General features: G+C 66.4%; 25 protein-coding genes. 12 read left to right on the forward strand and 13 right to left on the reverse strand.

What is annotated here, in order from left to right:
• The first annotated feature begins 74 nt into the window (after window positions 1–74).
• Window positions 75–710 carry a hypothetical protein gene (locus CLN94_RS00795; protein WP_096430028.1) on the forward strand — a complete coding sequence of 212 codons (636 nt, stop codon included), beginning with the start codon at window positions 75–77 and terminating at the stop codon, window positions 708–710.
• A 133-nt stretch (window positions 711–843) separates the two neighbouring features.
• Entirely contained in the window at window positions 844–1,275 is a 432-nt protein-coding gene (gene mscL, locus CLN94_RS00800; protein WP_096430030.1) for a large conductance mechanosensitive channel protein MscL, read from the forward strand.
• A 48-nt stretch (window positions 1,276–1,323) separates the two neighbouring features.
• On the opposite strand, the gene ald is transcribed toward mscL, so the two are convergent.
• On the reverse strand, window positions 1,324–2,442 hold the full coding sequence (gene ald, locus CLN94_RS00805; RefSeq protein ID WP_096430032.1) for an alanine dehydrogenase: 1,119 nt from the start codon (window positions 2,440–2,442) through the stop codon (window positions 1,324–1,326).
• Between the two features lie 145 nt (window positions 2,443–2,587).
• Between ald and CLN94_RS00810 the strand changes: the two genes are divergently transcribed.
• Window positions 2,588–3,046, forward strand: coding sequence for an Lrp/AsnC family transcriptional regulator (locus tag CLN94_RS00810; RefSeq protein WP_096430690.1), 459 nt, complete (start codon window positions 2,588–2,590; stop codon window positions 3,044–3,046).
• 109 nt (window positions 3,047–3,155) lie between these two features.
• Here the strand turns inward: CLN94_RS00810 and rpsU are convergent, their stop codons facing one another.
• Window positions 3,156–3,362, reverse strand: a complete 207-nt coding sequence (rpsU, locus tag CLN94_RS00815) for a 30S ribosomal protein S21 (RefSeq protein ID WP_011748553.1) — start codon at window positions 3,360–3,362, stop codon at window positions 3,156–3,158.
• 105 nt (window positions 3,363–3,467) lie between these two features.
• Between rpsU and CLN94_RS00820 the strand changes: the two genes are divergently transcribed.
• A complete protein-coding gene (locus CLN94_RS00820) occupies window positions 3,468–4,136 on the forward strand; it encodes a COQ9 family protein (protein ID WP_096430034.1) in 669 nt (222 codons plus the stop codon).
• Window positions 4,136–5,122, forward strand: coding sequence for an NAD(P)H-quinone oxidoreductase (locus CLN94_RS00825; RefSeq protein WP_096430036.1), 987 nt, complete (start codon window positions 4,136–4,138; stop codon window positions 5,120–5,122). The genes CLN94_RS00820 and CLN94_RS00825 overlap by 1 nt, the downstream gene beginning before the upstream one ends.
• A 7-nt stretch (window positions 5,123–5,129) precedes the next feature.
• Here CLN94_RS00825 and CLN94_RS00830 read toward each other — a convergent pair whose 3' ends face one another.
• The gene (locus tag CLN94_RS00830; RefSeq protein ID WP_096430038.1) at window positions 5,130–5,768 is read right to left on the reverse strand and encodes a ribonuclease T2 family protein; all 639 of its coding nucleotides are present in this window, start codon (window positions 5,766–5,768) and stop codon (window positions 5,130–5,132) included.
• Between the two features lie 132 nt (window positions 5,769–5,900).
• On the opposite strand from CLN94_RS00830, the gene CLN94_RS00835 reads away from it, so the two are divergent.
• Window positions 5,901–6,644, forward strand: a complete 744-nt coding sequence (locus CLN94_RS00835; protein ID WP_096430040.1) for a DUF1013 domain-containing protein — start codon at window positions 5,901–5,903, stop codon at window positions 6,642–6,644.
• Between the two features lie 183 nt (window positions 6,645–6,827).
• Here CLN94_RS00835 and CLN94_RS00840 read toward each other — a convergent pair whose 3' ends face one another.
• The 7 genes from CLN94_RS00840 to CLN94_RS00870 form a co-directional block, all read right to left on the reverse strand.
• The gene (locus CLN94_RS00840) at window positions 6,828–8,306 is read right to left on the reverse strand and encodes an NAD-dependent succinate-semialdehyde dehydrogenase (RefSeq protein WP_096430042.1); all 1,479 of its coding nucleotides are present in this window, start codon (window positions 8,304–8,306) and stop codon (window positions 6,828–6,830) included.
• A gap of 72 nt (window positions 8,307–8,378) precedes the next feature.
• Window positions 8,379–9,368, reverse strand: coding sequence for a P1 family peptidase (locus tag CLN94_RS00845; protein ID WP_096430043.1), 990 nt, complete (start codon window positions 9,366–9,368; stop codon window positions 8,379–8,381).
• A gap of 92 nt (window positions 9,369–9,460) precedes the next feature.
• Entirely contained in the window at window positions 9,461–10,201 is a 741-nt protein-coding gene (locus tag CLN94_RS00850; protein WP_096430045.1) for an SDR family oxidoreductase, read from the reverse strand.
• A gap of 84 nt (window positions 10,202–10,285) precedes the next feature.
• Window positions 10,286–11,731, reverse strand: coding sequence for an aldehyde dehydrogenase family protein (locus CLN94_RS00855; RefSeq protein WP_096430047.1), 1,446 nt, complete (start codon window positions 11,729–11,731; stop codon window positions 10,286–10,288).
• Window positions 11,728–13,335, reverse strand: a complete 1,608-nt coding sequence (locus CLN94_RS00860) for an ABC transporter ATP-binding protein (protein WP_096430049.1) — start codon at window positions 13,333–13,335, stop codon at window positions 11,728–11,730. The genes CLN94_RS00855 and CLN94_RS00860 overlap by 4 nt, the downstream gene beginning before the upstream one ends.
• Complete coding sequence (locus CLN94_RS00865; RefSeq protein WP_096430051.1) at window positions 13,332–14,147, reverse strand: ABC transporter permease; 816 nt, start codon at window positions 14,145–14,147, stop codon at window positions 13,332–13,334. The genes CLN94_RS00860 and CLN94_RS00865 overlap by 4 nt, the downstream gene beginning before the upstream one ends.
• Window positions 14,144–15,088, reverse strand: a complete 945-nt coding sequence (locus tag CLN94_RS00870; RefSeq protein ID WP_096430692.1) for an ABC transporter permease — start codon at window positions 15,086–15,088, stop codon at window positions 14,144–14,146. The genes CLN94_RS00865 and CLN94_RS00870 overlap by 4 nt, the downstream gene beginning before the upstream one ends.
• Before the next feature lie 302 nt (window positions 15,089–15,390).
• Between CLN94_RS00870 and CLN94_RS00875 the strand changes: the two genes are divergently transcribed.
• A complete protein-coding gene (locus CLN94_RS00875; protein WP_096430694.1) occupies window positions 15,391–16,596 on the forward strand; it encodes an aminopeptidase P family protein in 1,206 nt (401 codons plus the stop codon).
• Window positions 16,597–16,738: 142 nt separating this feature from the next.
• Window positions 16,739–17,746 (forward strand): L,D-transpeptidase, encoded by a 1,008-nt coding sequence (locus CLN94_RS00880; RefSeq protein ID WP_425439430.1) that lies wholly within the window; start codon window positions 16,739–16,741, stop codon window positions 17,744–17,746.
• Window positions 17,747–17,749: 3 nt separating this feature from the next.
• On the opposite strand, the gene CLN94_RS00885 is transcribed toward CLN94_RS00880, so the two are convergent.
• Together CLN94_RS00885 and CLN94_RS00890 are read right to left on the reverse strand one after the other, a co-directional pair.
• Window positions 17,750–18,088 (reverse strand): cupin domain-containing protein, encoded by a 339-nt coding sequence (locus tag CLN94_RS00885; protein WP_096430055.1) that lies wholly within the window; start codon window positions 18,086–18,088, stop codon window positions 17,750–17,752.
• An 80-nt stretch (window positions 18,089–18,168) separates the two neighbouring features.
• The gene (locus CLN94_RS00890) at window positions 18,169–19,641 is read right to left on the reverse strand and encodes an ABC transporter substrate-binding protein (RefSeq protein ID WP_096430696.1); all 1,473 of its coding nucleotides are present in this window, start codon (window positions 19,639–19,641) and stop codon (window positions 18,169–18,171) included.
• Between the two features lie 213 nt (window positions 19,642–19,854).
• Between CLN94_RS00890 and panB the strand changes: the two genes are divergently transcribed.
• The gene (gene panB / locus CLN94_RS00895; protein WP_096430057.1) at window positions 19,855–20,679 is read left to right on the forward strand and encodes a 3-methyl-2-oxobutanoate hydroxymethyltransferase; all 825 of its coding nucleotides are present in this window, start codon (window positions 19,855–19,857) and stop codon (window positions 20,677–20,679) included.
• Window positions 20,676–21,515 (forward strand): pantoate--beta-alanine ligase, encoded by an 840-nt coding sequence (panC, locus tag CLN94_RS00900; RefSeq protein WP_096430059.1) that lies wholly within the window; start codon window positions 20,676–20,678, stop codon window positions 21,513–21,515. Before panB ends, panC begins: the two co-directional genes overlap by 4 nt.
• Before the next feature lie 116 nt (window positions 21,516–21,631).
• On the opposite strand, the gene CLN94_RS00905 is transcribed toward panC, so the two are convergent.
• Window positions 21,632–22,912: an acetylornithine deacetylase/succinyl-diaminopimelate desuccinylase family protein gene (locus CLN94_RS00905; RefSeq protein ID WP_096430061.1), complete on the reverse strand. Its 1,281-nt coding sequence runs from the start codon at window positions 22,910–22,912 to the stop codon at window positions 21,632–21,634.
• A gap of 148 nt (window positions 22,913–23,060) precedes the next feature.
• Here CLN94_RS00905 and CLN94_RS00910 point away from each other — a divergent pair, with 148 nt between their 5' ends.
• Both CLN94_RS00910 and CLN94_RS00915 read left to right on the forward strand, forming a co-directional pair.
• The gene (locus CLN94_RS00910) at window positions 23,061–24,137 is read left to right on the forward strand and encodes a coiled-coil domain-containing protein (protein ID WP_096430063.1); all 1,077 of its coding nucleotides are present in this window, start codon (window positions 23,061–23,063) and stop codon (window positions 24,135–24,137) included.
• 21 nt (window positions 24,138–24,158) lie between these two features.
• Window positions 24,159–25,286: a hypothetical protein gene (locus tag CLN94_RS00915; protein WP_179300195.1), complete on the forward strand. Its 1,128-nt coding sequence runs from the start codon at window positions 24,159–24,161 to the stop codon at window positions 25,284–25,286.
• Window positions 25,287–25,319: the final 33 nt, after the last annotated feature.

Here is a 25,319-nt window from a genome sequence, read left to right on the forward strand (position 1 = left end):
CTCGGATTTCCCGTTCACTCCTTGTTCACTATGTCGTGACAGTCTGAACCCCATCAGAACATGGGGATGTCAGGATGTTTCAGGATGTGAAATGGACGCGGCTTAGCGATTTCTTCATGCCGCAGGGCGAAGGCGCCGGGTTTTTCGTAATCGAAGAGGCGCTGGATCAGCTTGGTCGCGCCGCGCGCGATGTCGCCTTTGTCGAGGCGGCGGAGGCCATGGCCGAAGAGCGTGTCGCCCAGACCCGGCGCATGCTGTGGGCCTGCGAGGAAGAGCTTGATCTGCAAGAGGGCGAGGCGTTCGCCGAGCTTGACGCCGCGATTGACGGGCTGCGTGAGGACCTTGGCAGCCTGATGGCGACCCTACCGCTCGAACGCGCCTTTCATGCCGATCAGCGCGACGCGGCGCGGGCGCGGATGGCCTCTGCGCAGGATCGTCTGGCGCGTTTCCTGCTGGGTCCGGCGCAAGATGCGCAGGCTTTTAATCCGGCATTCCCGCGCGCCGAAGTTGTCGCGCTGGCACAGCAGGCCCTGCAGCGATCGCCCGACGAGATCATCGCCGCCGCCCGGCTTGAGGTGCGGGCCCGCCTGCGTGGTGCGCCGCTTCCCGACCCGCAGGATGGCCCCTATCACCTGTCTCAGCCCGAGGGGTGGTCGGCCTGGCTTGCGGCGGATCTGGCGGCAAGGGGCGCTGCAGGCCGCCCGCACTAAACCCTGCCGGTGTCGTCGCGTCAGTCGCATTTGGCGGCGCAGGATTGCGCGCTTGAGGGGGTGCGAGCCCTCAGAGGCCATGCTAATCTGCCCCTAGCCCGGACGGTGCCGGGTCCTGTCTAGGGGACAAGGAATGATCAAAGAGTTCAAGGATTTCATCGCCAAGGGCAATGTCATGGACATGGCCGTCGGCATCATCATCGGCGCGGCCTTCACGGCCATTGTCACCTCGCTTGTCGGGGATCTTATCAACCCGATCATCGGGCTCGTGCTTGGGGGGATCGACTTCTCCAACATGTATGTCGTGATGTCGGGTGAGGTTGCCGAGGGGGCGAGCCTTGAAGCCGCGCGTGAGGCTGGTGCGGCGGTTTTCGCCTATGGCGCCTTCCTGACGGCGGTCATCAACTTCCTGCTGATTGCCTTCGTGGTGTTCATGCTGGTGAAGATGGTGAATCGGGTAAAGTCGCTGGCCGAAGAGGAAGCCGCGGAACCCGCTCCGGCTGCACCCGCAGGCCCGAGCGAGCTGGATGTTCTGCTTGAGATTCGCGATGCGCTGAAAAAGTGATCTCGCCGTATGGCGGTTCGGGCCCGGCCAATGGCCGGGCCTTTTGCGTCAGAGTCCCAGCGCCTGCTCGGGGGTGATCGTCGGCAGCCCCAGCGCCGCGCCCACGGGCGGGCAGGTCAACTGCCCCGCATGAACGTTCAACCCCGCGCGCAGATGCGGATCTTCGGTGCAGGCGCGCTGCCACCCCTTGTCGGCCAGCGCCAGAACGAAGGGCAGGGTGGCATTGCCCAGCGACAGGGTCGCCGTGCGCGCCGCCGCGCCGGGCATGTTCGCGACGCAGTAATGGATGATGCCATCGACCTCATAGATCGGGTCTTGGTGGGTCGTGGCGTGCGAGGTTTCAAAGCAGCCGCCCTGATCGATCGCCACATCGACGACCACCGCGCCGGGCTTCATCGTGCCCAGCATCGCGCGCGTCACCAGCTTGGGCGCGGCGGCCCCCGGGATCAGCACCGCGCCGACCACCATGTCAGCCTCTGCAACCAGATCCGCCAGCAACTTGCCCGAAGAATAGCCTGTACGGAATTGCCCGCCGAACAGGTCGTCAAGCTGGCGCAGCCGCGGCAGCGAGCGGTCGAGCACCGTGACATCGGCGCCCATCCCGGCGGCGACCCGCGCGGCATGCGTGCCCACGACACCACCACCGATCACGACGACTTTGGCCGGTGCCACGCCCGGCACACCGCCCATCAGAACGCCGCGCCCGCCATTGGCTTTCTGCAATGCCCAAGCGCCCATCTGCGGCGCAAGCTTGCCGGCCACCTCGGACATCGGCGCAAGCAAGGGCAGCCCGCCCGCCCGATCCGTCACGGTCTCGAAGGCGATGCAGGTCGCCCCCGAGGCCAGCAGGTCCTGCGTTTGCGCCGGGTCGGGCGCGAGGTGCAGATAGGCGAACAGAACCTGCCCGGGGCGCAGCATCTTGCGCTCGGCGGGCTGCGGCTCTTTCACCTTCACCACCAGCTCGGCCTCGGCAAAGATCTGCGCGGCGTCCTGCGCGATCCGCGCCCCGACCGCCACGTAATCGGCATCCTCGAAGCCCGAACCAACCCCGGCGCCCGCTTCGATCAGCACATCGTGCCCATGCCCGACCAACTCATGCGCGGCTTCGGGCGTCAGCCCGACGCGAAATTCCTGCGGTTTGATTTCCTTCACGCATCCGACCTTCATCGCTCTCTCCCTTCGGCTGCAATCCTTCTCCCCCTCTAGAGTGCCTCGAATTCGCAGGTAATGCTTTGAAAGATTTCGACCAAATCACTTGATGGATGAAAGCTTCTGCGTCATTTTTGTAAAAATAGCGAAGGAACTTGCGCAAATGACCCTGGATGCCACAGATCGCCGGATTCTGACCGTGATGCAGAAGCAGGGCCGGATTTCCAATGCCGAGCTGGCCGAGCGGGTGAACCTGTCGGCCTCGGCCTGCCACCGCCGGGTGCAGCGGCTTGAGGAAGAGGGGTTCATTCGCGATTATGTCGCGCTTCTGGATCGACGCAAGCTTGGACGACCGACGACGGTGTTTGTCGAGATCACGCTGTCGACCCAGGCCGATGAGGTGCTTGATGCGTTCGAGCGCGAGGTGCGCAAAATTCCGGACATCCTCGAATGCCACCTGATGGCGGGGACGGCGGATTACCTGCTCAAGGTGGTGGCGCGCGATTCGGAGGATTTCGCGCGCATTCACCGTTCCAAGCTGGCGCGGTTGCCGGGGGTGGCGCAGATGAAGTCGAGCTTCTCGTTGAAATCGGTTTCGGACAGCACCGCGCTGCCGGTCTGAGGCAGACCCACACCCCCCGCGGACGCCTGTCGCAAGGCACGAAAAAACCCCCAGTGGCACGCCACGGGGGTTCCTCGGTGCGGGCGAACCCGCCAGCATTTCCAAACGCTTAGAGAGCGCCTTCGCGCTGGGCCTTCTTGCGCGCCAGTTTACGGGCACGGCGGACGGCTTCAGCTTTCTCGCGCGCTTTCTTGACGGACGGCTTCTCGAAATGTTGCTTGAGCTTCATTTCACGAAACACACCCTCGCGCTGAAGTTTTTTCTTCAGAGCACGAAGCGCCTGTTCGACGTTGTTGTCGCGAACGCTGACCTGCATGTGGTGTCACCACCTTCCTAAGTTAGAGTTGCATCAGATTGCAGGAAGCGGCCATATAGCAGGGGGCGGGCGGTTTGTCTACTCTCGCAGCGCGGGGAAAATGCCATGAAAAACGACCATTTGGACATTGCGCGGATGCGTGCGGATCTGCTTGAGGCGATTAAGCCGCATGTGGCCTTCGATGGCTGGTCGGAGCCTGCGTTTCAGGCTGCGGTCGACGAGGTCGGGCTGGAGCCGGCGCTGGCGCGGGTGATCTGCCCGCGGGGCGCGGTCGATCTGGCGGTGGAGTATCACCGTGCGGGCGACCGGGCGATGCTGGCGGCGCTGACCGAAGAGGCGCTGGGCGGGCTGAAGTTCCGCGAAAAGGTGGCTTTTGCGGTCAGGGTGCGGCTCGAGGCCGCAGACCCCGAGCTGGTACGGCGCGGCGCCAGCCTCTTTGCCCTGCCGCAACATGCCGCCACCGGCTCCAAGCTGGTCTGGGAGACTTGCGACCTGATCTGGCGCACGCTGGGCGACACCAGCGAGGATTACAACTGGTACACCAAGCGGCTCACACTGTCGGGGGTTTATAGCTCGACCGTTCTTTATTGGATCGGCGACGAAAGCGAGGATCACCAAGACAGCTGGGCCTTCCTCGATCGCCGTATCGAGGACGTGATGCGCTTTGAAAAGGTCAAGGGCAACCTGCTGAAGCTGCCCTTCGTGCCGGGGCTTTTGGGCGCGATCCGCCCGCCGCGCGGCACCGATGACCTCCCCGGAAAGGACCACCGCTGATGACTTTGCCGCAAACGATGCGCGCCGTTGAAATTTCCGCCCCGGGCGGCCCCGAAGTTCTGCACGAGGTCGAACGCCCTGTGCCGCAGCCCGCGGCGGGCGAGATCCTGATCAAGATCGCCTATGCCGGGGTGAACCGCCCCGATGCGTTGCAACGCGCGGGTGCCTACCGCGCCCCGCTCGGGGCCTCGGACTTGCCGGGGCTGGAATGTTCGGGCCATGTGGCGGCGTTGGGCGACGGAGTTTCGGGCTGGGAGTTGGGCGACGAGGTCTGTGCCCTTCTGCCCGGCGGGGGCTATGCCGAATATGCCACCTGCCCCGCGGCCCATGCGCTGCCGGTGCCGGTCGGGCTTGACCTGAAATCGGCGGCCTGCCTGCCGGAAACCTGCTTTACCGTCTGGTCCAACGTGGTGCAGCGCGGCGGGCTGAAGGCGGGCGAGACGTTCCTCGTGCATGGCGGCTCCAGCGGCATCGGCACCACCGCGATCCAGATTGCGCGCGCGCTGGGCGCTCGCGTCTTCGCCACCGCCGGATCGGCCGAGAAATGCGCCGCCTGCGCCGAGCTTGGTGCCGTCGCGATCAATTATCGCGAGGCGGATTTCGTCGAGCTCCTGCGTGCGGATGGCGGCGCCGATGTCATTCTGGACATGGTGGGCGGCAGCTATATCGCTCGTAATATCAAGGCTTTGGCAGATGATGGGCGGATGGTGTTCATCGCCTTCCTCGAAAGCCCCAAGGCCGAGATCAACTTTGCGCAGGTGATGCTGCGCCGGCTCACGATCACCGGCTCGACGCTGCGCCCGCAATCGGATGCCGCCAAGGCGCGGATCGCCGAGGAAATCCGCGCGCAGGTCTGGCCGATGGTCGAGGCGGGCAAGCTGCGCGTGGTTCACGACAGCACTTTCCCGCTGGCCGAGGCCGCCCGGGCCCATGCCCGGATGGAGACCAACGCCCATATCGGCAAGATCGTGCTGGAAATCGGCTGAGGGGCCGTTATCGGATCCCCTCGATCAGCGCGTTGGTCATCGTGCAGTCGCGAACCGTGTCGGCACTGCAGTCGCGCGGCTTCAGATCGCGGGTCAGGCACAGGCGCACTTCCTGAATGCGCCCGGCCTTGCAGGTCACCGTAAGCATGTCTGGCTCCAGTCCGGGATTGACCTCTAGGAACGCCTCTTCGATCACCTTCGCGGGCAGCTTGTAATCGCGGTCGAGCCCGGCAAGGACCGGTGGAATGGTCACCGCCTCAAAGGCCGCGCGGGCGGTCTCGAAATAGGCGCTGGCCGACAGGCCCGAGCAACGGCCATGCTTTTTCCACTGATACCAGGCGGTGCCGGGTGCGCCCATGATGTCTTCCATCGCGGCGGTTTGCGCGCGCGAGGGATCGCGCTGCGGCGTGCGGCAATAGCTGGGCCAGCCCTCTTCATATTGCGGCCAGAGCCCGTGCAGGACGAACCCGTAATCCGCGCGCGGATCGCATTGCGGCGAGTTGCGCGCATCGCCCTCCAGCGCGCACCATGTCGGCGACCAGCTCAGTGCCAGCACGTAATAGTCGAAATCGCCCGCCCGCTCGCCCTCGGCAAGAACCGGCGCAGTGAACAGGGCAAGGGCGGCGGCAAGCAGCACAGCTTTCATTTTCTCTTTCCTCTCGCCGCAATCGGCACTATATACGGGCGCAATTCCCCTTCCAGAAATGGACCGCGGCAGGGAATTCCCGAGCCGCAGCCGATTTCTCGGCACGGGAGAGATTTGTAAAGGATGGCTGCAATGACGAACAAGCCCCTGATGGCCAAGGCAACCGCCGTGTGGCTGGTGGACAATACGACGCTCACCTTCAAGCAGATCGCGGATTTCTGCGGCATGCACGAGCTTGAGGTGCAGGGCATCGCCGATGGCGACGTGGCGACCGGCGTGAAGGGCTTTGACCCGATCGCCTCGAACCAGCTCGACGAAGAGGAAATCAAGCGCGCCGAGTCCGACCCGCTGCGCAAGCTCAAGCTCAAGTTCAACGCCGCCGCGCTGGGCGAAGACAAGCGCCGCGGCCCGCGCTACACGCCCCTGTCGAAGCGTCAGGACCGCCCGAACGCGATCCTCTGGCTGGTCAAGTTCCACCCCGAGCTGGCCGATGCCCAGATCGCGCGTCTTGTCGGCACCACCAAGCCGACCATCGCCTCGATCCGCGAGCGCACGCACTGGAACATCCAGAGCATGACCCCGATCGACCCGGTCGCGCTGGGGCTGTGCCGCCAGTCGGAACTGGATGCCGAAGTGCAAAAAGCCGCGAAGAAGCGCGCCGCCGAAGGCGTGATGTCGGATGACGAGCGTCGTAAACTGGTCTCGACCGAACAGTCGCTCGGCATGACCGATGAGCCGCGCCTGCCGACCGCGATCGCCGGGCTCGAGAATTTCTCGCTCTCGGACGACAAGCCGGAAGAGGATAACAAGGACTATTCGGACGCCGAAAGCTTCTTCAACCTGCCCAAGGGCGAGGACGAGGAAGACGAGGAATAATCCTCGCCTATCGCGCTAAATGCCAAGGCCGCCTCTCGGGGCGGCCTTTTGCTTTGGGGGCGCTGCCCCCGTCTTCCGTGCCGGAAGCCTCCCCCGGCGTATTTGCACCAAGAAGAAGCCCGATGGCTTTCACTGAGCCCGAAATACTCCGGGGGTCCGGGGGCGGCGCCCCCGGCCTTGGCCTCAGACCGAGAGGCAGATGTATTTCATCTCGAGGTAATCCTCGGTGCCGTGATGCGAGCCCTCGCGCCCGAGCCCGGATTGCTTGACCCCGCCGAAGGGTGCCACCTCGGTCGAGATAATGCCGGTGTTGACGCCGACAATCCCGTACTCGAGCCCCTCCTGCACGCGGGTGATCCGGCCGATGTCGCGGGCATAGAAATAGGAAGCGAGGCCGAAGATCGTGGCATTGGCCTTCTCGATCACCTCGTCCTCGGTGTCGAACTTGAACAGCGGCGCGACCGGCCCGAAGGTTTCCTCGGTCGAGACTTTCATGTCCTGCGTGACGCCGGTCAGCACGGTGGGTTCAAAGAAGGTGCCGCCGAGCGCATGGCGTTTGCCCCCTGTCAGCACCTTGCCGCCATGGGACACCACGTCGTCGATATGGTCCTCGACCTTGTCGACAGCCTTGGCCGAGATCAGCGGGCCGGCTTCGGTCCCCGTTTCCAGCCCGTCGCCGACCTTCAGCGCGCGCACCGCAGCGGCGAGCTTTTCGGCGAAGGCGTCATAGACGCCCGCCTGCACGTAGATCCGGTTCGCGCAGACGCAGGTCTGGCCGTTGTTGCGGAATTTCGAGGCCATCGCACCCGCGACCGCCGCATCGAGATCCGCGTCGTCAAAAACGATGAAGGGCGCGTTGCCGCCCAGTTCCATCGAGCATTTCATCACCTGATCGGCGGCCTGACGCAGCAGGATGCGGCCCACCTCGGTCGAGCCGGTGAAGGTCAGTTTGCGCACGGCATGATTTTCGCAGAACTCCTTGCCGATCGCCGAGGCCTGCGTCGAGGTGATCACCGACAAGATACCCTTGGGCAGGCCCGCACGCTCGCCCAGCACCGCCATCGCGAGTGCGGACAGCGGGGTTTCCGCCGCCGGGCGCGCGACAAAGCCGCAGCCCACCGCGAGCGCCGGCCCTGCCTTGCGCGCGATCATCGCGTTGGGGAAGTTCCAGGGCGTGATCGAGCCGACAACGCCGATCGGCTGCTTGATCACGGTGATGCGCTTGTCGCGCATGTGGCCGGGGATGGTCTCGCCATAGATGCGCTTGGCTTCCTCGCCGAACCACTCGATGAACGAGGCGCCATAGGCGATCTCGCCGCGCGCTTCGGCCAGAGGCTTGCCCATCTCGGCGGTCAGGATCAGCGCGAGGTCCTCCTGATTTTCCATCATCAGGTCGAACCATTTGCGCATCACGGCGGCACGTTCCTTGCCCGTGTGCGCGGCCCAGTCCTTCATCGCGACTTGCGCGGCGGCAACTGCACGGGCGGTTTCGGCGCGACCCAGATCGGGCACGGTGCAGATCACGTCGCCGCGCGCGGGGTTCAGCACCTCAAAGCGCGCGCCGTCATCGGCCTCGACCCACTCGCCCGCAACAAAGGCCTGCGTGGCCAAAAGCGTCGGGTCCTTGAGCAGCGATTTCAGATCGGTCGATGCGGCGTTCATGATGTCCTCCGGCTGGTTAGGCGCGCAGGGAAGCACGCGCGCCCGGGCTTGTCCATCCCGACGCGACCGGGCCTATCCAAAACGCGACATCCAGCTGGGTTGCAGATCGCCGGGGCAGGGACGGGCGGCATGGACCGCGCGGGCAATGGCGCGCGCGAGGCAGCAGGCTGCGGCATGGCCCAGCTGGAACGTGTCGCGCAGCGGCTCTGCCAAGGGGCGCGCCCCGGTCGCCGCGGCAAAGATCAGATCGCCATCCAGAGGCGTGTGCGAGGGCAGGATCGCGCGCGCCATCCCGTCATGGGCCGCCGTGGCAAGCCGCGTGCATTGCGCCTGTGTCAGCGCGGCATCGGTCGCGACAATGGCGATGGTCGTGGCCTCGCCCGGGCGCTTTTCGGGCAGGGGCTCGAACCCGGGCGCAAAACCCCGGCCGATCCCGCGCCCGCCGAATTCGTCGTCCATCTCGAAGGGCGCGGCCCAGAACTCGGGGCCATCGCCCACGGTCACCGACCCCAGCGCGTTCACCGCGACCAGCGCCCCCACCATAAGCCCGCTTTCCAGAACCGCCGAGGCCGAGCCGAGCCCGCCCTTGAGGCTCCCCGTCATCGCGCCGAAACCCGCGCCCGCGGTGCCGATCCGGAACTCGGCCCCGGCAGCCTCCAGCGCGGCGCGGCCCAGTGCGGGGTAGGGGTTCTCCGCCCAGTCCTTTTCACCGCCATTCAGCAGATCGAACAGGATCGCGCCGGGCACGATCGGCACGCGCACGTCGCCCACGGCAAAGCCCCGCCTCGCCGCGCGCAGCCCCGCCATCACCCCATCGGCCGCAGCCAGCCCGAAGGCAGATCCACCAGAGAGCACCAGCGCATCCACCTCCTGCACCAGCTTGTCGGGCGCCAGAAGGTCGCTCTCGCGGGTGCCGGGCGCGCCGCCCATCACATGGACCCCTGCGGTGAACGGGCGCTCTCCGACAAGCACGCTGACCCCGCTGCGCAACCGCGCATCCTCGGCATTGCCCACGTGAAGGCCAGCGACATCGGTAATCAGGTTTCTCGGGCCCGGCTTCATTTCACTTTGCTCCAAATATCCCACGGGGGTCCGGGGGTGTGAAACCCCCGGGTGAATGCGGCGGGTCCGGGGGTGCCCCCCTCCGGGCGCGCTCAGATGCAGCGCCCGCCATCGACTTCCATCGCCACGCCAGTGATCATCGAGGCCTCGTCCGAACACAGGAACAGCGCGGCACTGGCCATGTCCTCAGGCGTCGAAAACCGCCCCAACGGGATCGTCGAAAGGAACTTCGCGCGAATCTCGGGGGTGTCTTCACCCATGAAGCTTTTCAGCAGCGGCGTCTCGCCCGCGACCGGGTTGATCGCGTTGACGCGGATGCCTGCGGGCGCGAGCTCGACCGCCATCGCGCGGGTTGCGGTGATCATCCAGCCCTTCGAGGCGTTGTACCAGTTCAGCCGCGGCCGGGGCGAGACCCCCGCCGTCGAGGCCACGTTCAGGATCGCGCCGCGCCCGGCCGCCTTCATCGCCGGCACGAGATGGCGCGCGGTCAGGAAGACGGATTTTGCATTGACCGCCAGCACCCGGTCGAACTCTGCCTCCGAGACCTCTTCCATCGGCTGCGGCAGATGGGTGATGCCGGCGTTGTTCACCAGAATGTCGACCCGGCCCCAGGCCGCCAGCGCCGCCTCGGCCATAGCCTTGACCGAGGCATCGCTCGCCACATCGACCGCACAGGCAATCCCGCCGATCTCGGCGGCCAGCGCCTCGGCGGCCGCGGCGTTGATATCGGCCACCATTACCTGCGCGCCCTCAGCGGTGAACCGGCGCGCGATCCCCGCCCCGAAGCCCGAGGCGCCGCCGGTGATGATCGCGGTCTTGTCCTTCAGTCGCATTCTGTCCTCCTGTCGTGCGGAAGGGGGGCTTTGCCCCCCGGCGCGGCGCGCCTCCCCCCAGAGTATTTTCGGCTCGATGAAAGCCTAGCCATGCCAGGCCGCCACGGTTTTCAGGGCCGAGAAGCCGTAGAGCGCCTCGAAGCCCTTTTCGCGGCCATGGCCGGATTTTCCGGTGCCGCCGAAGGGCAGTTCGACCCCGCCGCCAGCGCCGTAATTGTTCAGGAAGACCTGCCCCGCGCGCAGCCGTTTCGCCATCCGCAGGCAGCGCGCGCCGTTTTCCGACCAGACTGCGGCGACCAGCCCGTATTCTGTGCCATTGGCGATGGCGACGGCTTCGTCTTCGTCGTCGAAGGGGATGACGATCTGGGCGGGGCCGAAGATTTCCTCTTGCGCGAGGCGATGCGCCGCGTGGCCGCCGCCGATCAGCACGGGGGCGACGTAATGGCCGGTCTCGGGGGCGTCCGGGGCGATCTGGCCGGTGGCCGCGATCTCGAGGTCGGCGGCGAGGCGCAGATAGCCCTGCACGACCTGTTTCTGCCGCGCCGAGATCAGCGGCCCGAGGTCGCGATCGGCAAGCGCGGGCCCGGCGGTAAAGCCGCGATAGGCCTCGGCCATGCGCGCAAGCACCGCGTCACAGACCGGGCGCTGCACGAGGATGCGCGAGGCGGCCGAGCAGGTCTGCCCGGCGTTCTGGATGCCCGCGTTGACGAGGAAGGGCAGCGCGCGATCGAGATCGGCGTCGGCAAAGACGATCTGGGGCGACTTGCCGCCCAGCTCGAGCGTGACAGGCACGGCATTCGCCGCCGCTGCCGCCTGGATCAATTGTCCCACGGCCACCGATCCGGTGAAGGAGATATGGTTCACGCCCGGATGCGAGGACAGCCCCGCGCCCACCTCTTCGCCAAGCCCGGGCACGATGTTCAGCGCGCCGGGCGGCAGGCCGGCTTCGGTCGCGATGCGGGCAAAGGCCAGCGCCGTCAGCGAGGCTTCCTCGGCCGGTTTCAGAACGGCCGCATTGCCCATCGCCAGCGCCGCCCCGACCGAGCGCCCGATGATCTGCATCGGGTAGTTCCATGGCACGATATGGCCGGTCACGCCATGCGGCTCGCGCAAGGTGTAGGCGGTGTAGCCGGGCTGGAAGGGAATGGTCTCGCCCATCACCTTGTCGGCGGCGCCGCTGTAGAATTCCAGATAACGCGCCAGCGCCACCACATCGGCACGCGCCTGTTTCAGCGGCTTGCCGACATCCAGCGCCTCAAGGGTCGCGAGCGCCTCGGCATGCTCGGTAACCAGCGCCGACATCCGCATCAGCACCCGCCCTCGGTCAACCGCCGCCAGCGCACCCCACTCGCCCTCCAACGCCCCTTGCGCGGCGGCGACGGCGGCGTCGATATCGGCGCGAGAGCCGCGCGCGATCTCGGCGATGGTCTTGCCGTCCGAGGGGTTCTCCACCTCCAGCCGTTCGGGCGCGGCACGCCAATGGCCGCCGATCAGAATTTCGGCCGGGTCGAACCAGAGCGGAAGGGTCATGCGGGGTTCCTCCAATGCGCCGGGATCTGCGGCGCGGCGGCGATCAGCGCCTGCGTGTAGGGGTGGCGCGGAGCATCGAACAGCGCCTCGGTCGGCCCCTCCTCGACGATCCGCCCGGCCCGCATCACGAGACAGCGCGTGGTGACGTTGCGCACGACCGACAGGTCATGCGAGATGAAAAGGTAGGCCAGCCGGTGGCTCTCCTGCAAGGCGGCAAGCAGGTCCAGCACCTGCGCCCGCACCCGCACATCGAGCGCCGAGACGGCCTCGTCCAGAACGATCAGCTTGGGTCGGATGATCAGCGCGCGCGCAATCGCCAATCGCTGGCGCTGCCCGCCGGAAAACTCGTGGATATACTTGCCCATGTCGTCGGGCGACAAGTCGACCTCGCGCAGCGCTTCGGCCACGCGCGCGCGCCAGTCCTCGGGGCGGCCGGTCAGGTGGAAAGGCTCGGCCAGAAGCCGATCGACCCGTTGGCGGGGATTGAACGAGCCGTAGGGGTCCTGAAACACGACCTGCACATCGGCGCGCAGGGGCGCGGGCATTTCGGGGCTGACGGGGTGGCCCGACAGCGTGATCTGGCCGCCCTGTAGCGGATCGAGGCCAAGGATCGCGCGGGTCAGCGTGGATTTGCCGCAACCCGATTCGCCCACCAGCCCCAGCGACTCGCCGGGGTTCAGCGCGAACGACACGTCATCGACCGCACGCAACTCGGGATGGGGCGCAAACGGATGCGGACGCGCGAGCGGATAGATCCGCGTGGCGCCCGCAACCTGCAAAAGCGGCGCGGTTTCTTCTTGGTCCAAATACGCAGATCCCGCCGTCTCGGCTGGGCGCGTGCGGTGGGTCGATGCCTCGAGAAGTGCGCGGGTGTAAGCCTCGCGCGGCGTGCGAAACAGCGCCTCGGTCGCGCCGGTCTCCACGACGCGCCCCGCCTTCATCACCGCGACCCGGTCAGCGAGGCCTGCGACCACGGCGAGGTCATGGGTGATCAGGATCAGCCCCATCCCCTCTTCGCGCGCAAGCGCCCCGATCAACGACAGCACTTCGGCCTGGGTCGTGACATCGAGCGCGGTGGTCGGCTCGTCCGCGATCAGAAGCTTGGGGCGCAGCGCGATCGCCATCGCGATCGCGACCCGCTGGCGTTGCCCGCCGGACAGTTCATGCGGGTAGAGTGATAGCGGAAAGCGCGGCGCGGTCAGGCCAACGCGATCAAGTTTCTGCCGTGCGGCATCAAGGGCTTCGCCGCGCAGCATTCTGCGATGCAGCATCAGGGTTTCCGCCACCTGATCGCCAATCGTCATCAGCGGGTTCAGTGCCGTCATCGGCTCCTGAAAGATCATCGCGATCTCGTTGCCGCGCAGCGCGCAACGCTGATTTTCAGACAGGGCCAGAAGGTTCTCGCCATCCAGCGCGATCCGTCCCGAGGCCCGCGCCCGATGCGGCAAGAGCCCCATCATCGCCAGCGCGGTCATCGACTTGCCCGAGCCGCTTTCGCCGACAAGGCCCAGAATCTCGCCGGGCGCCAGATCAAGCGAAACCTCGCGCAGGATCGGCGCGCCGCCGATCTCGACCGACAGCGTTTCAAGGCGCAGAAGGCTCATGTCACGCGCCCCCGCAGCCGCGGATCGAGCGCATCGCGCAGCCCGTCGCCCAAGAGGTTCAGTCCCAGCACCGTGGCCACGATCGCCAGCCCCGGCGCCAGCGCTACATGCGGCGCCATCACCACGAGCGTCTGCGCCTCGGCCAACATCCGGCCCCAGGAGGCGGTCGGCGGCTGTGCACCCAGACCGACGTAGCTCAGGCCCGCCTCGGCCAGAATGCCCAGTGAAAACTGGATCGTGCCCTGCACGATCAGCAGGCTCGCGATATTGGGCAGGATGTGCTCGACCGAAATACGTGCGCGGCCCTTGCCCGCGACCCGCGCCGCGCGGATGAAATCCAGCGTCCAGATCGACAGCGCCCCGGCACGCGCGACGCGCGCAAAAACAGGGATGTTGAAGATGCCGATGGCGATGATCGCATTGGTGGCCGAGGGCCCGAAGCTCGCGGTTATCAGGATCGCGGTCACCAGCGAGGGAAAGGCAAAGATCAGGTCGTTGCCGCGCCCGATCAGCTCGTCGATCCAGCTGCCGCGATGGGCCGCCGCCGCCAGTCCGAGCGGTACGCCGAGCCCCGCGCCGATCCCCACCGCAACCAGCGCGACCGCCAGAGAGACCTGCGCGCCGGCCATCAGCATCGACAGGATGTCGCGTCCGTAAAGATCGGTGCCGGCCCAATGCGCGGGCGAGGGCGGCTGCAGGCGCTGGGCAATCGCGTGCTGGGTGATGTCATAAGGCAACCACACCAGCGAAAGCGCCGCCGCCAGCAGCGCCAGCGCCGAAAGCGCCGCGCCGAGGAGCAGCAAGGGCCTCATCCGCGCCTCCGCAACCGCGGGTCGATCGCGGCATAGGTCAGGTCGGTGACGAAGGTCACGAGGATCACGGCGCAGACCAGCACCATCACCGCCGATTCCACGACGATCAGATCGCGCTGGGTGATCGCCTGAAAGATCAGCCGCCCCAGTCCCGGCAGGTAGAACACGTTCTCGATGATGATCGCGCCCGCCAGCAGAAAGGAAAACTGCATGCCGAGGATCGTCAGCACCGGGATCAGCGCATTGCGCAGCGCGTGGCGCGAGAGCGCCTGCGCCCGGCTCAGCCCCTTGGCGCGCGCGGTGCGGATATAGTCGCGCCCCAAGGTCTCGATCAGGGCCGATCGCAGCACCCGCGCAAGGATCGCCGCCTGCGGCAAGGCTAGCGCCACCGCCGGCAAGGCCAGCGATTTCAGCGCCGCGAGCGGATCGCTCCAGCCCGCGAAACCGCCCGCTGGCAACAGCCGCCATTTTACCGCGAACACCAGCACCAGCAGCATCGCGAACCAGAAATTCGGCAGCGCGATCCCAAGCTGCGCCATCCCCATCAACGCCACCTCCGACGGCCGTCCGCGCCGTGCCGCCGCCCAAAGCCCCACCGGCAGCGCGATCGCTGAAGCCAGCGCCAAGGCCAGCAAGGCGAGCGGCAGCGACACCTGCAACCGCGCCGCCAACAGCTCGGTCACCGGCACCTTGTAGGTAAAGCTCTGCCCGAAATCGCCCTGCATCAGCCCCGCGACCCAGCGCAGGTAGCGCAGCCACACCGGGTCATCGAGCCCCATCTGCTCGCGCAGCGCGGCCAGCGTGTCGGGGGCTGCGTTGATCCCCAGCATGAAGCTCGCCGGGTCTCCGGGCACCACTTCGATCAGCGCGAATATGACCAGACTGGCCACCGCCAGCGAGGCGAACAGCGTCGCGATCCGTTTGAGAAAATAGCGGCCCATCCCCGGCAGGTTCGACTGCGCCGCGCGCGGGGTCAAGGGGGGCGATGCATACCGTCGAAAATCCGGGCCCCGGCCTTTCATCGAGCATGAAATACTCTGGGGGAGGCGCATGGTGCCGGGGGCAAAGCCCCCTTCGCAAATCTGTTGCGCAGACGCGCCCCTTGCGGCACCATCAGGCCGAGCGTGGCGATGGCGTCGCCGCAGGGGCGTCCCCCCAAGCTTGCGGCCTGGCCCGCATTCGTCCTGTACGCCGGGATCTTTCAGGTCCCGCGCAGCCCGTGGGATCGCCCACGGAGATGACGATGACTCGACCCGAATTCTACACCTGCGAAAACGGCCACAAGGCGGTGCTGCCCTTTGCGGCGGCCGAATATGAGGCGCGGCTTGCCGGGCTGCGCGCAGCGATGGCGGCCGAGGGGCTGGGCGCCTGCCTGCTGACCTCGATGCAGAACATCGCCTATTACTCGGGGTTTCTCTATTGCAGTTTCGGCCGGCCCTACGGGCTGGTGGTGACGGCGGATCGCTCGGTGGTGATTTCCGCCGGGATCGACGCGGGCCAGCCCTGGCGGCGCTGCTTTGGCGAGGCGCTGACCTATACCGACTGGGCGCGCGACAATTTCTGGCGCGCGGCGCGGCACCTGATCGGGCCGGGTGCGGCGCTCGGCGTCGAGGCCGATCACCTGACACTGCAAGCGGCGGAAAAGCTTGTTCATTTCCTCGCCCCGGCACGGCAGCTCGATATTGCCCCCGCCACGATGCGCCAGCGCATGGTGAAAAGCCCGGCCGAGATTGCGCTGATCCGTCATGGCGCGGCGGTGGCCGATGTCGGCGGCTACGCGATCCGCGACACGTTGCGCGAAGGCATCCGCGAGATCGACGTGGCGATGGCCGGGCGCGACGCGATGGAGGCCGAGATCGCGCGCCGTTTCCCAGAGGCCGAGTATCGCGACACCTGGGTCTGGTTTCAGTCGGGGATCAATACGGATGGCGCGCATAACCCGGTGACGGGGCGCGCCTTGCGCCGCGGCGATATCCTCAGCCTGAACTGTTTCCCGATGATCTCGGGCTATTACACGGCGCTCGAACGCACGATGTTCCTGGGCGAAGTCGATGACGCGAGCCTGCGCATTTGGGAGGCCAATGTCGCCGCGCATGAGCTGGGGCTGAGCCTGCTGCAGCCCGGCGCGCGCTGCGATGAGGTCACCCATCAGATCAACGCCTTCTTCGCCGAGCGCGACCTCTTGCAATATCGCAGCTTCGGCTACGGCCACAGCTTCGGCGTCCTGTCGCATTACTACGGGCGCGAGGCGGGGCTTGAGCTGCGCGAGGATATCGACACGGTGCTTGAACCCGGCATGGTGGTTTCGATGGAGCCGATGCTGACCCTGCCCGAGGGCCTGCCCGGCGCGGGCGGCTACCGCGAGCACGACATTCTGGTGATCGGGGCAGAAGGCGCCGAGAATATCACCGGATATCCTTACGGACCTGCCTTCAACGTGGTCGGATAACCCTAGGCAGGGGCGGTTTTGGCAACAGGACCGCCCCGGATGCAGGCTGGCGGGCGCTTCGGGCTTGACGCGGGCGCGCCGGGCGCGGAGTTATCGGGGAACCCCGTTTTTCATGACAGGAAAAGACCTTGGAGATGTGTTCGTGCCTGTTTCGACCCTGAGTTCCGCGGTGCTGCCGCGCCTGCGCCACCTTGTTTGCGCCGCTGCCGCGCTGGGCCTACTGGCCGCCTGTGAACCTGTTCCGACCGATTCGGATGCGCCCGCTGCTGCCCCGGTTCAGGGCGCGGCCTGGGTTTCCTCGCGCAGTGTGCCGGTCGAATACCGCGCCCGCCCCGATGGCGAGATCGTCGTGCCCGAGATTTCCGCGGTCTTCCTGACCGAGCGCAACCGCCGGCAATGGGTCGATTATTCCGGCCCCGAAGAGGCCAACACGCTGGTCGTCGACCCCTATGCGCGGCTGCTTTATCACGTGACCGAGCCGGGCCGCGCGATGCGTTTCGGCATCGCCGTGGGGCGTGCGGGCAAGGGCTTTTCTGGCGATGCGGTGGTGCGCGTGAAAAAGGAATGGCCGGGCTGGACGCCCACCGCCAACATGATCCGCAATGATCCCGATCTGTATGGGCCGCTCGCGGGGGGCTTGCAGGGCGGGCTGGATAACCCGCTGGGCGCGCGGGCGCTTTATCTTTATCGCAATGGCCGCGATACCCGCTATCGCATCCACGGCACGATGGACCCGGCCTCGATCGGGCGGGCGACCAGCGCGGGCTGCATCCGCCTGTTCAATCAGGATGTGATGGACCTTTATGATGAGATGGAACTGGGCGCGCATGTAAAGGTGCGCAGCCGCGCCGAGAGCCTCGAATACGAGGGCGAGGTGGTCGAGCTGAAATCGGGCTATGTCGTCTCGGCCAAGGATCTGGCGGCGATCGAAGCCGATCAGAAGGCCTTTGAAGAGGGCCGGATCAAGGACCAGAAGCTGCTGGAAGAAGAGGCCCATGTGCGCGCCGTTGCCGCCGCCGAGGCGCAGGCCGCGGGCCTCAGCCCCGCCGAGATCGCCGAAGCCGCCAAAGCCGCGAGCGAGGCCTTCTGGCTCAAGCATCAGCCCGCCGATGCGGGCGATGCGCGCGACGCCGAACTGGAGGGCCGCTGAGCCCTAGCGGTAGAGGATCACGTAATCCTTGCGGGTGGTCTCGATCACCCGCCAGATGCCGGTGAAGCCCGGGCGGATCACGAAGGCGTCGCCCGTGGTGATGTCGAGACGCGAGCCGTCATCGCCTTCGAGCACCGAGCGGCCCGCGAGGATGCGGCAATATTCCCATTCGTCATAGCTGACGCGCCAGGCGCCCGGCGTGCTCTCCCAGATGCCGCAGTAAAGCCCGCGGTCGTCTTCGAGGTTCCAGGTGCGGTGCACGGGGTCGCCCTCGATCAGGCGGTCGGGGGCGGGGCGGGAGAGTTCGGGCTCGCCCTTGGCGATCAGGCGTTCGGTCAGCATGGGGCCTCCGGGTGGGAGAAACGGAAAGGGCCGGGGGCGTTGCCCCCGGACCCCGAGCGTATTTCAGCCAAGAAGAAGCCCTAGTCGAGCCATTTCACGCCGGTCAGGTCATTGGCCTGCGTCGGCGCATTGGCCCAGAGCCCCTCGATCTTGGCATTGGCGACGCCGGTTTTCGCGAGCTGGAACAGGAAGCCGTTGGCATAATCCTTGGCGAGGATCTCCTGGGCCTGTTTCAGCAGCGCCGAGCGTTCGCCCGCCTCGCTCGTGGTTTCGAGCTGCTCCATCACCGCGTTGAAGGCCTCGTTCTGGTAGCCGAAATAGTAGTCGGGCCGGGCGTAGATGCCGATGTCCATCGGTTCGGTATGGCTGACGATGGTCAGGTCGAAATCATGGCCCTTGAACACGGTTTCCAGCCAGCCCGCCCATTCGAGATTGGTGATCTCGGTCTGGATGCCGACGGTGGCAAGTTGGGCCGCAAGGATTTCCCCGCCGCGCCGGGCATAGGTCGGCGGCGGCAGCGCGAGGCGCAGCTTGAGGTCGCTTTGCCCGGCCTCGGCCAGAAGCGCCTTGGCGGCCTCGGGGTCGAAGGCGGAAAGCCCGGTCAGGTCGATGTAATCGGGGTTGTGCGGGGCGAAATGCGACCCGATCGGCGTGCCATAACCGAACATCGCACCGTCGATGATGTCCTGGCGGTTGATCGCATGGGCGATGGCTTCGCGCACGCGGATATCGGCCAGTGCCGGCGTGCGCTGGTTCATCGACAGGATCGTCTCGCCCTCGGTCGAGCCGACGATCACGGCAAAGCGCGGGTCGGCCTCGAATTGCATCAGGGTCTCGGGCGCGGGGAAGTTCGGGAAGGCATCGACGTCACCCGCCATCATCGCGGCAAAGGCCGCGGTCGGGTCCGAGATGAAACGGAACGTCGCCTTGGATAGTGCGGGCTTGTCGCCCCAGTAGCCGTCGAAAGCGGCGAGAGTGACGTGATCGCCCTGCACCCAATCGGCGAAGGCAAAGGGCCCGGTGCCAACCGGATGGGTCGCGGCCTCGGCCACGCTTTCGGGCGCGACGATCACCGCATCGCCCCAGGCCATCTTGAACGGGAACGCCCCGTCGGGCGCCTTGAGCATGACCTTGACCGTCGCGGGGTCGACCACCTCGACCGCCTCGATCCCGGCGAACAGCGCCTTTTGCGCATTGGCGCTGTCTTCGGCGCGTGCGCGGTCGAGCGAGAACTTCACGTCCTCGGCGTCAAAGGCGGTGCCATCGTGGAACTGTGCCCCCTCGACGAGGTGGAACGTATAGCTCAGCCCGTCTTCGGCCACGTCCCAGCTGCGCGCGAGCGCGGGCTGCACCGAGCCGTCGGGGCCAAAGCGGGTCAGGCCTTCGAAGAGGTTCGCATAGACCACCTCGTCGATCGCGGCGGCTGCGCCCGCCGTCGGGTCGAGGTTCGGCGGCTCCAGCACCATGCCGAGCGTGATCGCGTCGGGTGCTGCGAGCGCGGGGCCCGCGATCAGCGCCAGAACGGCGGCCGAGGTCAGGAAACGATGGGTCATCAAGATGCCTCCCTTTGGTTGGGGCAAGGAACGGGGCGCGGCCCGAAGCGTCATGATCGGCGCGATCCCTGTTTCGATCAAGGGATTCATCGGCTTTGGAAAAAGGGGGAAATCGGGCGGAAATCTCCCCCGAAACGCTGCGTTGCGGCATGAATAAATTGCGGATCGGGGCGCGGAACGCTATGCAATGCGCCAGGGAGAGGGGAGGCGCCGATGAGTGCAACCGGATTTACGAAGCGGCTGATGCCCGCAGATATCGCGGCGATGAAGGGGGGCGATCCGATCGTCTGCCTGACCGCCTACACCACGCCGATGGCGCAGATGATGGACAGCCATGCCGATCTGGTGCTGGTGGGCGACTCGGTGGGGATGGTGCTGCACGGGCTGCCTTCGACGCTGGGCGTGACGATGGAGATGATGATCCTGCATGGTCAGGCGGTGGCGCGCGGGCTGCACCGGGCGCTGATGGTCGTGGACATGCCCTTTGGCAGCTACGAGGAAAGCCCCGCGCAGGCGTTTCGCAATGCCGCGCGGCTGATGGCCGAGACCGGCGCGGGCGCGGTCAAGCTCGAGGGTGGGGTGCATATGGCCGAGACCATCGGCTTTCTCGTCAAGCGTGGCATCCCGGTGATGGCGCATATCGGGCTGACGCCGCAATCGGTGAACACGCTGGGCGGCTACAAGGTGCAGGGCCGGGGCGCCGATGCCGAGCGGCTGCATGCGGATGCGCGCGCTGTGGCCGAGGCGGGGGCTTTTTCTGTCGTTCTGGAAAAGGTGCCGGCGAAACTGGCCGATGCGATTACTGCGGAACTGCCGATTCCCACCGTGGGTATCGGCGCCAGCGCGGGCTGCGACGGTCAGGTTCTGGTGGTCGATGACATGCTGGGCCTGTTCACCGCCTTCAAGCCGAAATTCGTGAAACGCTTTGCCCAGCTGGGCGAGGCCGCCGAGGTCGGGATTGCCGCCTATGCCGCCGAAGTGCGCGCGCGCAGCTTCCCCGCCGCCGAACATGTCTTTGACGACGAGGTGAAGAAATGACCGAAGTGATCCGCACCTCCGCCGAGCTGCGCGACAAGGTGGCCGCGTGGAAACGCTCAGGCATGCTGGTGGGCGTGGTGCCGACGATGGGCGCGCTCCATGACGGGCACCTGAGCCTCGCGCGCGCCGCCCGCGAGCAATCCGACCGGGTGATCGTGACGATCTTCGTCAACCCGATGCAGTTCAACAATGCCGACGACCTCGCGAAATACCCGCGCGACGAGGCACATGACCTCGCGCTTCTCGATGCCGAGGGGGTCGATGTGCTCTTCGCGCCCGGCGTGGACGAGGTCTATCCCGAGGGCTTCGCCTCCAAGGTCTCGGTTGCGGGCGTCTCCGAGCCGCTCGAAGGCGCGATGCGCCCGGGCCATTTCGACGGCGTGGCGACGGTGGTGTCGAAGCTCTTCGGCATGACCCAGGCAGGGCGCGCGTTCTTTGGCGAAAAGGACTGGCAGCAATTGCAGGTGGTCCAGCGCTTGGTCGAAGACCTGAACATCCCCGTCCGCGTCATGGGCTGCCCGACGATCCGCGAACCCGACGGGCTGGCGATGTCCTCGCGCAATGTGCGCCTCTCGCCCGAGGAGCGCGCCGCCGCGCCGGTCCTCTACGCACAGATGCAACAGGCCGCGCAGGCGATCCGCGACGGCGCCGATGCCGGGGCCGCGCTGGCGACTGCCAAGGCCGCGATCCTTGCCGGCGGGTTCCGCGAGGTCGAATACCTCGAATTGCGCAGCATCGACGGTTTCCTGCAGGTCAGCGACCTTGCCACCCCCGCGCGTCTGCTTGCCGCCGCCTGGATGGGCGATGTGCGCCTGATCGACAATATCGCGGTGTGATACAGGCCGGGGGCTGTCTGCCCCCGGACCCCCGAGAGTATTTGAAGCTCGATGAAAGCCCTTTCACTGAGCGGGAAATACTCCGGGGTGAGGCCGCAGGCCGAGGGGCGGCGCCCCTATTTCCCCAACAGCTCCGCCAGCACCAGCGCCATTACCTTGGCGCTGTCTTCCATGTCGGTGATGCCGATCCATTCGTCGGGCTGATGCGCCAGCGCCAGCACGCCCGGCCCGTAGGCGATGCAATTCTTCAGCCGGCCGATCCGGTCGATATGTTTCTGGTCATAGGTGCCGGGCGAGACGACATAGGCGGCCTCGCGGCCCAGAACGGCCGCGATCGCGGCGGCGGTCGAGCGCACGACGGGCGCGTCGCGGTCGGTCATCGTGGGCTGCACCTCGAAGAGGTCGCGGATCTCGTAGGTGAAATTCGCGCGCCGCGCCTTGACCCGTTCCATCAGCGCCGAGACCTCGGATTTCACCTCGTCGATCTGTTCCTCGATCAGGAAGCGGCGGTCGATGATGATGCGGCAGCGGTCGGGCACGCAGGGCGCGGGCAGGCCGGTGTAGCCGGGGTCTTGTTCGGGTTCGCCGCCGTGGATCGAATTGATGTTCAGCGTCGATTGCCGCGCGCCTTCGGGGATCACCGGCATCGCGGTGTGCTTGGTCGTTAGGAGCGGAAACAGCGTTTCTTCCATCTCGGCCAGCACCGCGCCCATGTGGCGCACGGCCGAGTCGCCAAGGAATGGCATCGAGCCATGGGCGATGCGGCCATGGGTCTCGATTTCCGCCCACCAGACGCCGCGATGGCCGAGGCAGATCTGGTCCTTGTGGAGGGGTTCGGGGATGATGACATGCTGCACGCGCTCGGGCGCAAAGCGGCCTTGCGCGGCCAGATAGGCCACCCCGCCATAACCGCCGGTTTCCTCGTCGGCGGTGGCGGAAATCTCGATCGCGCCGGCGTAATCGGGGCAGGCGGTGATTAAGGCCTCGGCGGCGATGACCGAGGCGGCCAGGCCCCCCTTCATGTCGCAGGCGCCGCGGCCATAGATGCGGTCGCCCTCGATCTCGGCGCCGAAAGGGTCGCGGGTCCAGCCGTGGCCGACTTCGACGACATCGTGATGGCTGTTGAAATGCACGCAGTCGCCCGGGCGCGTTCCTTCGCGCCGTGCGACCATGTTCCAGCGCGGGTATGTGTCGCTGTCGCCCGGCGCGTCATGGGCGCGGATCAGTTCAACCTCGAAGCCCTCGGCCAGAAGCCGCTCGGCGAGGTAATCGCAGATCTCGCGGTAATGCCGTCCGGGCGGGTTGAGTGTGGGAATGCGGATCAGGTCCTGCGTCAGCGCGATCAGATCGTCGCGCCGTGCCCGAATTTCATGCGTTATGCGGTCTTCCAGCTTCATGACCGGAGGCTAGCGCCGGGCGGGGGCGACTGTCCATCGAAAGCGGTGGCGGTGGGGGAACGATTTCGTTAGCTTTTCGAAGGACGAGGGCTTGCGCGCAGGGCGGGGGCTCCCCAGATTGTGAATAAGATTAACATTGGAGGGCGCAATGGCCGGTTTGGAAACCCAGATCGCGGAAAGCCAGAAGCAGGTGGCCGAGGCTCAGGCAAAGATTTCCGAGATCACCAGCCGGATCGAGGCCGCGCGCGGCAAGATGGCGGCCGGGCAGGATATCGGGCTGGATATCGAGAACGCCTCGCTCGCGGATGTGCAGGCCCATGCCGATGCGATGAACGCCAATATCGCCGAGCTGATCATGGGGCTCGACGATGTGACGGCCGGGTTCTCGAAGGATTTCGAGGGGCTGCGGACCAAGACCGGCTGGGAAAGTGTCGTCGGCTTCTTTGCTAAGGGCAAATCCGAGGCGATGCGGGCCGAGCGCCTGCGCGCCGCCTCGATCGATTCGAAGTTGCAGGACCTGATTTCCAAGTCGGACACGATCGTGAAGCTGCTGGAAGGCCAGCTGGCGTTGCTGAACGAGCAGAAGGCCAAGGTGGAAACCAACCTGACCGGCACGCTCGATGAGCGTGAGGCGACGGTGGCGGGCCTTGAGGCGCTGCGCGCCGAGATCCTTGCGATGGACCCGAAGATCATCGAGCTGGAAAACAAGATCGCGGTCGAGCAGGACGCGGCCGCGCGCACCCGGCTGGAGACCGAGCTTGCCGACCTGAACGTGCGCTACAACGCGCTGGTGCAGGACGAGCAGGTGAAGCTTGCGAAAAGCCAGACGCTCGAACGCTATATCGAAAAGGGCAAGACCTGGGTCGACAGCCTGCAGAACCAGGCGGCGACGCAGATGGTGCTGATCAACAAGCTTTCGACCGACACGCAGCAGCGCGTGGTGCTGTATGATGCGCTGACCAAATCGCTGAAAACCGCACAGCAGCAGGATGTCGCGCACCGGATCAACGAGATCGGGGTGCAGACCGACAAGGAGGCGCAGACCGCGATGGCCGGCATTGGCGCCGCGACCAACACGCGCATGGCCGAGATGCTGGAGGCGCACGAAGATCACATGGTCTTTGCCCGCAAGGTGCTGGAACAGAAGGCCAAGGCCGACGAGCGCTTCATGCGGCGGTTTCAGGCGATCGTCGAGAAGCACGACAAGAACCTTTACGGCGGCTGAGGACGGCCCGGAGGCAAGCCCGTGGTTGAAACCGACCTGACCAACGATCATCGCGCGCTCGATGATGAATTCGCCGCGCGGCGTTACTTCGCCAAGTTCGAGCGGATCACCCGGATCCTCGCGCGGCTCGCCGAGAGCCCCGAGATTGACGGGGTTCTGGGCGAGGCCGAGGCGGGGATTCTGGGCGGCTACATCCAGGGCGTCGCGGCAAGCTTCAAGGCGCTGTCGATGAAATACCTGGTCTCGGGACGAATCTCGGGGCCGGCGCGCAAGCACCTGACGATCGACCTGCATGAAAGCGGTTTCCCGATCTATCAGGAGCTGGTCGCGATGGCCAATGACGCGGCGCAGGCCGCGCAACACTTGCGCGGCATGGCCTCGGCCGAGGATCTGCGCGACCGGATGCTGCGCCGCATTCTGGGCGAGCGTGAAGTGCCGACTGACCTGCAATATGCGATGAGCCAGCGCCTCTATTTCGAGGCGCTGGGGGCGGGGCAGGGCAGCCTGTTCTGGGCGCAGATGCATCCCACGATCGAGCCGCTGGGCGAGATCGGCGGCGAGCGGCGGCGCTACCTGCTGCATTGGGCGGTCTATGACAGCCAGCTCAATGTGCCGGTGATCTACCTGCTCGATCTTGAGGACAGCGGGCGCCGCGCCCTGCCGCGCGACGAAGGGCGCTGGGAACAGGCCAAGGCGCATCTGATGGCGCAATCGGTGGCGGGGCTGAAGCTGATTACCATCGCCAAGGGGTTCGACACCGATTTCGACGACCTGCACCCCAAGCGGCTGCGCAGGCTGTTCCTCGGGCCGATGTATTCCAACGCCTTCACCTTGCAGAGCGGGCCGATCCGCGAGGTTCTGGACGAGGCGCGCGCGCCCGCAGGCGAGGATTGGGCACTGGCCTGGACCCTCGAGGAGCTGGAATCGGCGCGGGTCGAGGTGGAAAAGGGCTGGTTTTCGGCGACCGAGCGCGAGGTGTTCGACCTCGATCCGCTGGCCGCGCAGAACAGCGGTGCCTCGCGGGTGAGCCGGGCGCTGATCTTGCCGCAGCGCCCGTTTCAGGTGCTCGCGGAAAAGGATCCGCGCGGGTTTCGCGATGTGCGCAAATTCGTGGTGGGGCAGGATGACCGGGTGCTGGTTTATGGCTGAGACCGGGGACGGGGGCGCTGCCCCCGGGGGCTG

Origin of the sequence: Pseudothioclava arenosa, from assembly GCF_002358085.1 — a bacterium.
Classification (GTDB): domain Bacteria; phylum Pseudomonadota; class Alphaproteobacteria; order Rhodobacterales; family Rhodobacteraceae; genus Pseudothioclava; species Pseudothioclava arenosa.